The sequence below is a fragment of the Sphingomonas oligophenolica genome (assembly GCF_039522915.1).
Taxonomy (GTDB): domain Bacteria; phylum Pseudomonadota; class Alphaproteobacteria; order Sphingomonadales; family Sphingomonadaceae; genus Sphingomonas; species Sphingomonas oligophenolica.
Genome location: NZ_BAAAEH010000050.1, coordinates 117,115 through 123,652, shown reverse-complemented (window position 1 = coordinate 123,652; position 6,538 = coordinate 117,115). Strand labels below are relative to the sequence as shown.

The window sequence follows — 6,538 nt, the reverse complement described above, 5'->3', positions numbered from 1 at the left end:
AGCCGACACGCCATGACCAACCGCCGACCAAACCCGAACACCAACCTCGTGAATAAGACGGGCTAGAGTTTTGGGCCTCATTGAGCTGCTACCCGACCTTGGACCACCTGGCTAAGCGTCAACCAGTTCCTGCCGGCCAGGGCGGGCCATGTGCCGCTGACCGGTTCACCAGCGATATCGGCGGCTTATTGCCGATCGCGCTATGTGGCCGCACTTCGTTATAGTCTCTACGCCAAGCCTCGCATTTTTCGACCGCGTCGTCGAGGCTCATGAACCAGTGCTGGTTCAGACACTCCGCCCGGAACTTGCCGTTGAACGATTCGATGAACGCGTTGTCGGTCGGGATCAGCGACGCGACATTTTATGCGTGGCGCAAGAAGTACGCCGGGCTGATGCCGTCGGAGATGCGGCGGCTGCGCCAGCTCGAGGATGAGAACGCGAAGCTGAAGCGGTTGGTTGCGGACCTGTCGCTGGACAAGGCGATGTTGCAGGATGTTGTCTCGCGAAAGCTCTAAGGCCTGATCGCCGGCGCCAGCTCGTCGATGATGTCCGGAGCATCTGGTCCGTCAGTATCCGACGGGCGTGCAGCGTGCTTCGGGCCGAACGATCGAGCTACCACTATCGTGGTTGCCGTGCCGATCAGGCCGACCTGAAGAAGCGGATGCAGGAGATCGCCGAGACGCGCGTGCGCTACGGCTATCGCCGGATCCATGTGCTACTCCGGCGCGAGGGCTCCCGCTCCTGGTCCGGTGTCGACACCCGCGCATACAGAACTGCCTTTCTGGCGCCGGAGCTGCGGTCAGTCTTCGTGTTGGTCCGCTTATATCGATTTCCGGGATTCCTCAGTCTCGCCAACGCTATCGCTCCTGCTTCATTATCCTCGGGAGCCGAGGCCTTTAGAGCGTCGAGCGTGAAATGTGGATCGAAGGGATTCCCTTTGAGGCTGGAACGTGATTCACCGTGTCTGGAGGTGGGACATGGGCAAATCGCATTCGCTCGATCTTCGGGAACGGGTTTACGGTGAGGTTGCGGCGGGGCAGTCGCGGCGGAGTTCGGCGCGTCGTTTTGGGGTGAGCGCGAGCACGGGTGTGCGGCTTGCGCAGCGGATGGCCGAGACTGGATCTCTTGCGCCGGCCCCTGACGGGCCGGCCGCCCGGCGGCGGCAAGCTGGCAGAGTATCGGGAGCAGTTGACCGGTTGGGTGGACGCCGAGCCGGACATCACGATGCCTGAACTTGCAGCGCGTCTCGAGGCGGATTGCGGGGTCGTAGTACACCCTGCTTCGCTGTCGCGTTTTCTGCTGGCGGTCGGCTTTACCGTCAAAAAAAACGCTGCTGGCGGACGAAGCCGCACGCGCTGACGTGGCCGAGAGGCGTCGGAGCTGGAAGCGCGGTCGACAGCCCCGGATGCGCCAGGAACCGCACCGATTGGTGTTCATCGACGAAACCGCGACGACGACGAAGATGACCCGCCTGCGGGGACGGGCGCCCAAGGGGAAGCGGTTGAAGGCGCGCGCGCCCTTTGGTCATTGGGGAACCCAGACCTTCATCGCCGCGCTGCGCCATGACGGGCTGACGGCGCCATGGATCATCGATGCGGCGATGAACCGGATGATCTTCGAGACCTATGTCGAGACGCAACTCGCACCGACGCTCAGCGCAGGCGATGTGGTCATTCTCGATAACCTGTCCAGCCACAAGAGCGAGAAGGCCAAGGCCATCCTCAAGGCGCGCGGCGCCTGGTTCCTGTTCCTTCCCCCTTACAGCCCCGATCTCAACCCAATCGAAATGGCCTTCTCGAAACTCAAGGCACATCTCAGGCGCATCAAGGCACGCAAAATCGACGCCTTGTGGCGAGCCGTCGGCAACATCTGCGACCTCTACACCCCCGACGAATGCTGGAACTATCTCAAGGACGCCGGATATGCACCAGATTAAACGCTCGATGCTCTAGGCACCGATTTCGATTCATGTCCGTAACATTTTTCGCCTATGGTATTGAAATCTAGAGGCTCATCCCGTGCAGAGCGCCCGCCCACAGCGTGGCGCGTAAACGATGCAACCGCGCGCGGCCTTGAAAATTGACCCCGGACAGATACATCCCCCGAGTTAGGGAGATATTTATGTCAGACGCTTTCACGACCCGCGAGGTAGCCGAACTGGCCGACGTGTCCGTGCGTGCCATCGACAAAGCCGTCGAGGAAAACGTCCTGACTGGCATCCGCAACGTGATGTCGCGGGGCAAGCTGCGGCGAATGCTCCCGCTTCACGCCGTACCCTATGCCGCAATCGTGAAGCAGCTACCCATGGCCCTCGGGCGGATCGAGAAGAGGAACCTGGCGCGAGCGCTCGCCTCCCGCTCCCCTGCCCTCATGACAAGCGAAGCGCTGGAGATCGCAACCGCGGTATCGGTGGACGTTCCCCGGCTGGTCGACCGTGACCTTGCGGAGCGGGCAGCAAACTATGCGCGCGCGCGCGATGTCCATATCGAAGAAAACCCGGACATCCTTGGCGGCACGCCGGTCATCAAGGGAACGCGTCTCAGTGTCTATGCCATCCGTGGCAGGCTGGATGGCGGCGAGAGCATCGATGCGATCATCGACGACTATCCGAGCCTCAGCAGGGAAGCGGTCGCCACAGCGCTGCTCTATGCGCGCACCCACCCTCTCGTCGGACGTCCGGGCGGGCGGCCCTGGAAGAAAGCTGCTTGAAGCTCTTCATAGACGAGTGCCTCTCGCCCGCGCTCGCCCGACACCTCAATCAATCTGGCACTCACGATGTCCTGCATCCGCGCGACTATGGGCGGTTGGGCGAGCGCGACGATGAGGTGCTCGCCCGTTGCCTCGCCGAGGACCGGATGATCTCACCGAGAATGCCGCCGACTTCCGCAAGCTGGTGGCTCGGGAAGATATCCATCCTGGCCTGATCATCCCGCCCAACGTCACCCGCGACGCGTCGCTGGCGCTGCTGCTCGCCGCCATCACCTATCTCGAAACGCTCGGATCACCCTCCGAAATCATCGTGAACCATATAGTTGAGGTCGATGCGGACGGTGCAATGCGACTCTATCCCCTTCCGTGAAGCTGGACCGCAAAACCTGTGCGCTAGTCGCCACCAACCGGAAGGAGCATGTCAAAGCCTCCCCCATTTGCGTGGACGTAATTATATTTAGCGTGCGAACCGCATCGTGAAGGGAGACATACCCGCCATAGGATATAGCGTTCGCGCAGGGTATCACTTCAGGAGCGTGGCTGGAAAAGAGATGTACCAACCCCGCAAATCGGCATCAGACTGCCGAAAGCGGTACATTAGTGCCCTACCCCTTGCGCGGCCGAAAGCGACTCGTCATCCTCATCCCAGATCGATTTCGAGTCTCGGCAATCATCCGTTTCGGGGTGAAGCCATCAAGCGCGGTGTCGGTTGAGCAGATACATATCGCAGGACAGGCAGGTGCAATTGAACCTGGGCATGAAGGTGCTACACGCTCGCTCCGCCGAGTGATGAACCCTTCGCGTTCGGTGCCACGAAAGCACCCAAAGCCATATCTTGATCATATGTCCAGTAAAGCTACGCTGCATCAGCAAATGCGGCGCGATACCGCTCAACTATCTTTCGCGAATTTATGGAGGGAACTCTGAAAAAGTTCGAGACGTCATGAAGGAGGGTCACCAGTCAAGCGCTGTACAGCATTGATATTGCGTGATTACTTGAAAATTATCATGAACTGATACCACGGCCGTTCCCACATTTTGGCTGGAGCGCAATGGTATGATTCGGCCTTCCGTGGGACTGCTTTCAGCCAATCTCACTCTGCTAGACCACAGTCACGCCTCCGACGCATGATTTCCCTTGAGCTTCGCCTGGTCGCCGGCGGATATCGCAGACTCCTGTGCTGACCTCATCGACGCCAGTCCTTTGACGCTACCCGCGTGTTGAAGGCAGCGGGCATTTCTCCGTTTGGCGGCAGGAGGTGACGTTCGCGGTTTAACACTTGGCCAAAAAGCTTAGCAAGACTATGCGTATAAGCGAAATTGTAAACTCGACTTAGGTTTAGACATATGCCATAATGCTAAGTATGGCTAAGCATATACATGGAAAGCTAAACCGCTTGCAGACCGAGCTACCCGAGGGAATGCTCGTTGACGCTGCATGGCTCCAGGCCAAGGGTTACTCCTCCTCGCTGCGCAGCCAATATGTAAGGGCGGGATGGCTCGATCAGCCCGCGCGCCGGGTCTATCGACGGTCGCGCGGCCCGCTCCAATGGGAACAGGTGGTCACGTCATTGCAGACGGCGCTCGATTATCCGCTGACGATCGGCGGGCGTTCAGCGCTGGAGGCCCAGGGCTATGCTCATTATCTCAGTGCCACAGTGCATGAAGTGCATCTCTATGGCCCGGAACGGCCCCCGACCTGGCTCGCCGAACTCCCACTCGAGGTGCACTTCCACTACCATAACAGCCGCAAGCTGTTTCCCGATCATCCGAGCGTCCCGCCACGTGTGCGGGCCCCAAGCGAGGATTTCGGCGAAGAACCGGCCTCGCTTACCCCTGGCGGCTATATGATAGGCCCGGGGGGAACGATAAACTGGCCGCTCCGCTATTCCAGTCCGGAACGCGCTGTGCTCGAGCTGCTGGACGAGTTGCCCAATCACGAAAGCTTTCATCAGGTCGATATGCTGATGGAAGGCATGGCCAATCTGAGTCCGCGCCGCCTGCAGGAGCTGCTCGGCACCTGCCGCAGCGTGAAAGTGAAGCGGCTGTTTTTCTTTTTTGCCGACCGCCATCAGCATCGCTGGCTTGGGCAGATCGACAAGTCGGTTGTCGATCTCGGCGCCGGCAAGCGCATGCTCGTCAAGGACGGTGTGCTCGATCCCCACTATCACATCACGGTGCCGGGGGATCTGAATGGCGTTTCTTGATCGATATCGCAGTCAGGTGGCGCTCCTGGTTCGTACCCTGCCATTCGTCGCGGACGAGCCGGACTTTGCGCTCAAGGGCGGAACCGCAATCAACCTGTTCGTGCGCGACATGCCGCGCCTGTCGGTGGACATCGACCTGACCTACTTGCCGGTGCGGGATCGCAAAGCGTCATTGGCCGCGATCGACGCTGCCATGAAGCGTATCGCAGATCGTATCGAGCACGGCATCCCCGGTGCGCGAGTGACGCCGACATTGCTTCGCCCGGAATCGATCGTCACCAAGCTCGTCGTCCGCTCGGGCAATAGTCAGATCAAGATTGAGGTGACACCGGTCCTGCGCGGTTGCGTCTATGAGCCGGCCCTGGCCACCGTCTCGCCCGCCGTGGAAGCGGCTTATGGCTTTGCCGAGATGCAGGTGATTTCGTTCGCCGACCTCTATGCGGGCAAAATCGTTGCCGCACTCGACCGCCAGCACCCCCGGGACCTGTTCGACGTCCGCGACCTTCTGGCCAATGAAGGCGTGAGCGATGAGCTGCGGCGCGCGTTCATCGTCTATATCATCAGCCATGACCGCCCCATCGCCGAGGTGCTGGCCCCCACCCCGAAATCCCTCGCCGACGAGTTTCGCAGGGGGTTCGAAGGCATGACCGAAGAGGTGGTGACGCTCGCCGAGCTCGAAACGGCGCGAGACGCGCTGATCGCAACGATGGTGGGCGAAATGCCGGATGAGCATCGGCGCTTCCTGTTGTCCTTCAAACGCGGTGCGCCCGACTGGACATTGCTTGACATTCCCGCCGCGCGGGATTTGCCCGCCGTGAAATGGAAGCAGCAGAATCTGGACAAGCTCACCGCTGAGAGCCGCGAGGCCCTTGCGAATGCGCTCGCCCGTGTCCTGTTCGCGAGCGCGTAGCGTGTCCGTGGACAATCGCGCGCCTGTCGTTCTTCACGCGGGGGCTTGGCAAGATTCCCGAAAACGGCGACTCTCCTGAAGATGCGTACCGATCTCGATCACCTGCCTCTTGCCAAGCAGTACGAACTGGCCCGCATCGTCGAAATCCTGTTCGCCGAATTCGAGGATGCGCTTGCCGGCAAGAATGCCCCGCATCGCAAGGCCGGGCGGATCCTCAAGATCATCCTGTACGGCTCCTATGGTGCGCCGTGAAGGCGCGGGAGGTTATTATGAAGTGACATAACCTCCTGAACTTGCTTGTTTTCGACCGGCAGCTGCGATGCCGCCCGCCTGCAGAGAGTAGCAGGACGAAGGGGATCGAGAAGCTCGACCGGGCGTCGCTGGTTGGGTGTCATAAGCAGATCGATCTTAAATGAAGCGGATGCGGCCCATCAACCGCAGGCCGAGCTACCACAGGGCCTATGGCGAGATGACGAAGTGGGTGTTGGACGCCTCTGTATTTACCGAAGCCCTGCCTCCATAAGTCGTGATGGCGACGGAGACCATGCGATCCGAAGCGGCTGGGGTCGTAGCTCCCGGCTGCTGGGCACGCGAAGCGTGCCCGGATGGGGATGAACCCTTCCCCGCATCGTCAGGGGTAGAGCCCACCGCCTACGGGCACGAAGGTTGAAAACAGGAACACGGGAACTCGGATCGTCTGCCCGGCACGGAA

General features: G+C 60.5%; 5 protein-coding genes and 4 pseudogenes. 8 read left to right on the top strand and 1 reads right to left on the bottom strand.

Annotation, left to right across the window (positions count from 1 at the left end; translation table 11 throughout):
• Positions 1–118 precede the first annotated feature (118 nt).
• Positions 119–343, bottom strand: a pseudogene (locus tag ABD050_RS24400) (integrase core domain-containing protein); the annotation flags it as partial.
• Here ABD050_RS24400 and ABD050_RS24395 point away from each other — a divergent pair.
• From ABD050_RS24395 to ABD050_RS24365, 8 genes and pseudogenes are all read left to right on the top strand, one after another.
• Positions 342–772: pseudogene (locus ABD050_RS24395) on the top strand (transposase); the annotation flags it as partial. The pseudogenes ABD050_RS24400 and ABD050_RS24395 sit on opposite strands and share 2 nt — an antisense overlap.
• Before the next feature lie 205 nt (positions 773–977).
• Positions 978–1,936 (top strand): annotated as a pseudogene (locus ABD050_RS24390) (IS630 family transposase).
• A 185-nt stretch (positions 1,937–2,121) separates the two neighbouring features.
• Entirely contained in the window at positions 2,122–2,709 is a 588-nt protein-coding gene (locus tag ABD050_RS24385) for a DUF433 domain-containing protein (protein WP_343892138.1), read from the top strand.
• On the top strand, positions 2,706–2,924 hold the full coding sequence (locus ABD050_RS29125; RefSeq protein ID WP_425542510.1) for a DUF5615 family PIN-like protein: 219 nt from the start codon (positions 2,706–2,708) through the stop codon (positions 2,922–2,924). Before ABD050_RS24385 ends, ABD050_RS29125 begins: the two co-directional genes overlap by 4 nt.
• The gene (locus tag ABD050_RS24380; RefSeq protein ID WP_343892137.1) at positions 2,837–3,079 is read left to right on the top strand and encodes a hypothetical protein; all 243 of its coding nucleotides are present in this window, start codon (positions 2,837–2,839) and stop codon (positions 3,077–3,079) included. Before ABD050_RS29125 ends, ABD050_RS24380 begins: the two co-directional genes overlap by 88 nt.
• Positions 3,080–4,064: 985 nt before the next feature.
• Positions 4,065–4,916, top strand: a complete 852-nt coding sequence (locus ABD050_RS24375) for a type IV toxin-antitoxin system AbiEi family antitoxin domain-containing protein (protein ID WP_343892136.1) — start codon at positions 4,065–4,067, stop codon at positions 4,914–4,916.
• A complete protein-coding gene (locus ABD050_RS24370) occupies positions 4,903–5,826 on the top strand; it encodes a nucleotidyl transferase AbiEii/AbiGii toxin family protein (RefSeq protein ID WP_343892135.1) in 924 nt (307 codons plus the stop codon). The genes ABD050_RS24375 and ABD050_RS24370 overlap by 14 nt, the downstream gene beginning before the upstream one ends.
• A gap of 81 nt (positions 5,827–5,907) precedes the next feature.
• Positions 5,908–6,066: pseudogene (locus tag ABD050_RS24365) on the top strand (nucleotidyltransferase); the annotation flags it as partial.
• Between the last annotated feature and the right edge of the window lie 472 nt (positions 6,067–6,538).

Bases quoted from the DNA above. Each gene is read 5' to 3' on its own strand.
- ABD050_RS24385 (WP_343892138.1), top strand. From the start codon at position 2,122: ATGTCAGACGCTTTCACGACCCGCGAGGTAGCCGAACTGGCCGACGTG.
- ABD050_RS24375 (WP_343892136.1), top strand. From the start codon at position 4,065: ATGCTAAGTATGGCTAAGCATATACATGGAAAGCTAAACCGCTTGCAG.
- ABD050_RS24370 (WP_343892135.1), top strand. From the start codon at position 4,903: ATGGCGTTTCTTGATCGATATCGCAGTCAGGTGGCGCTCCTGGTTCGT.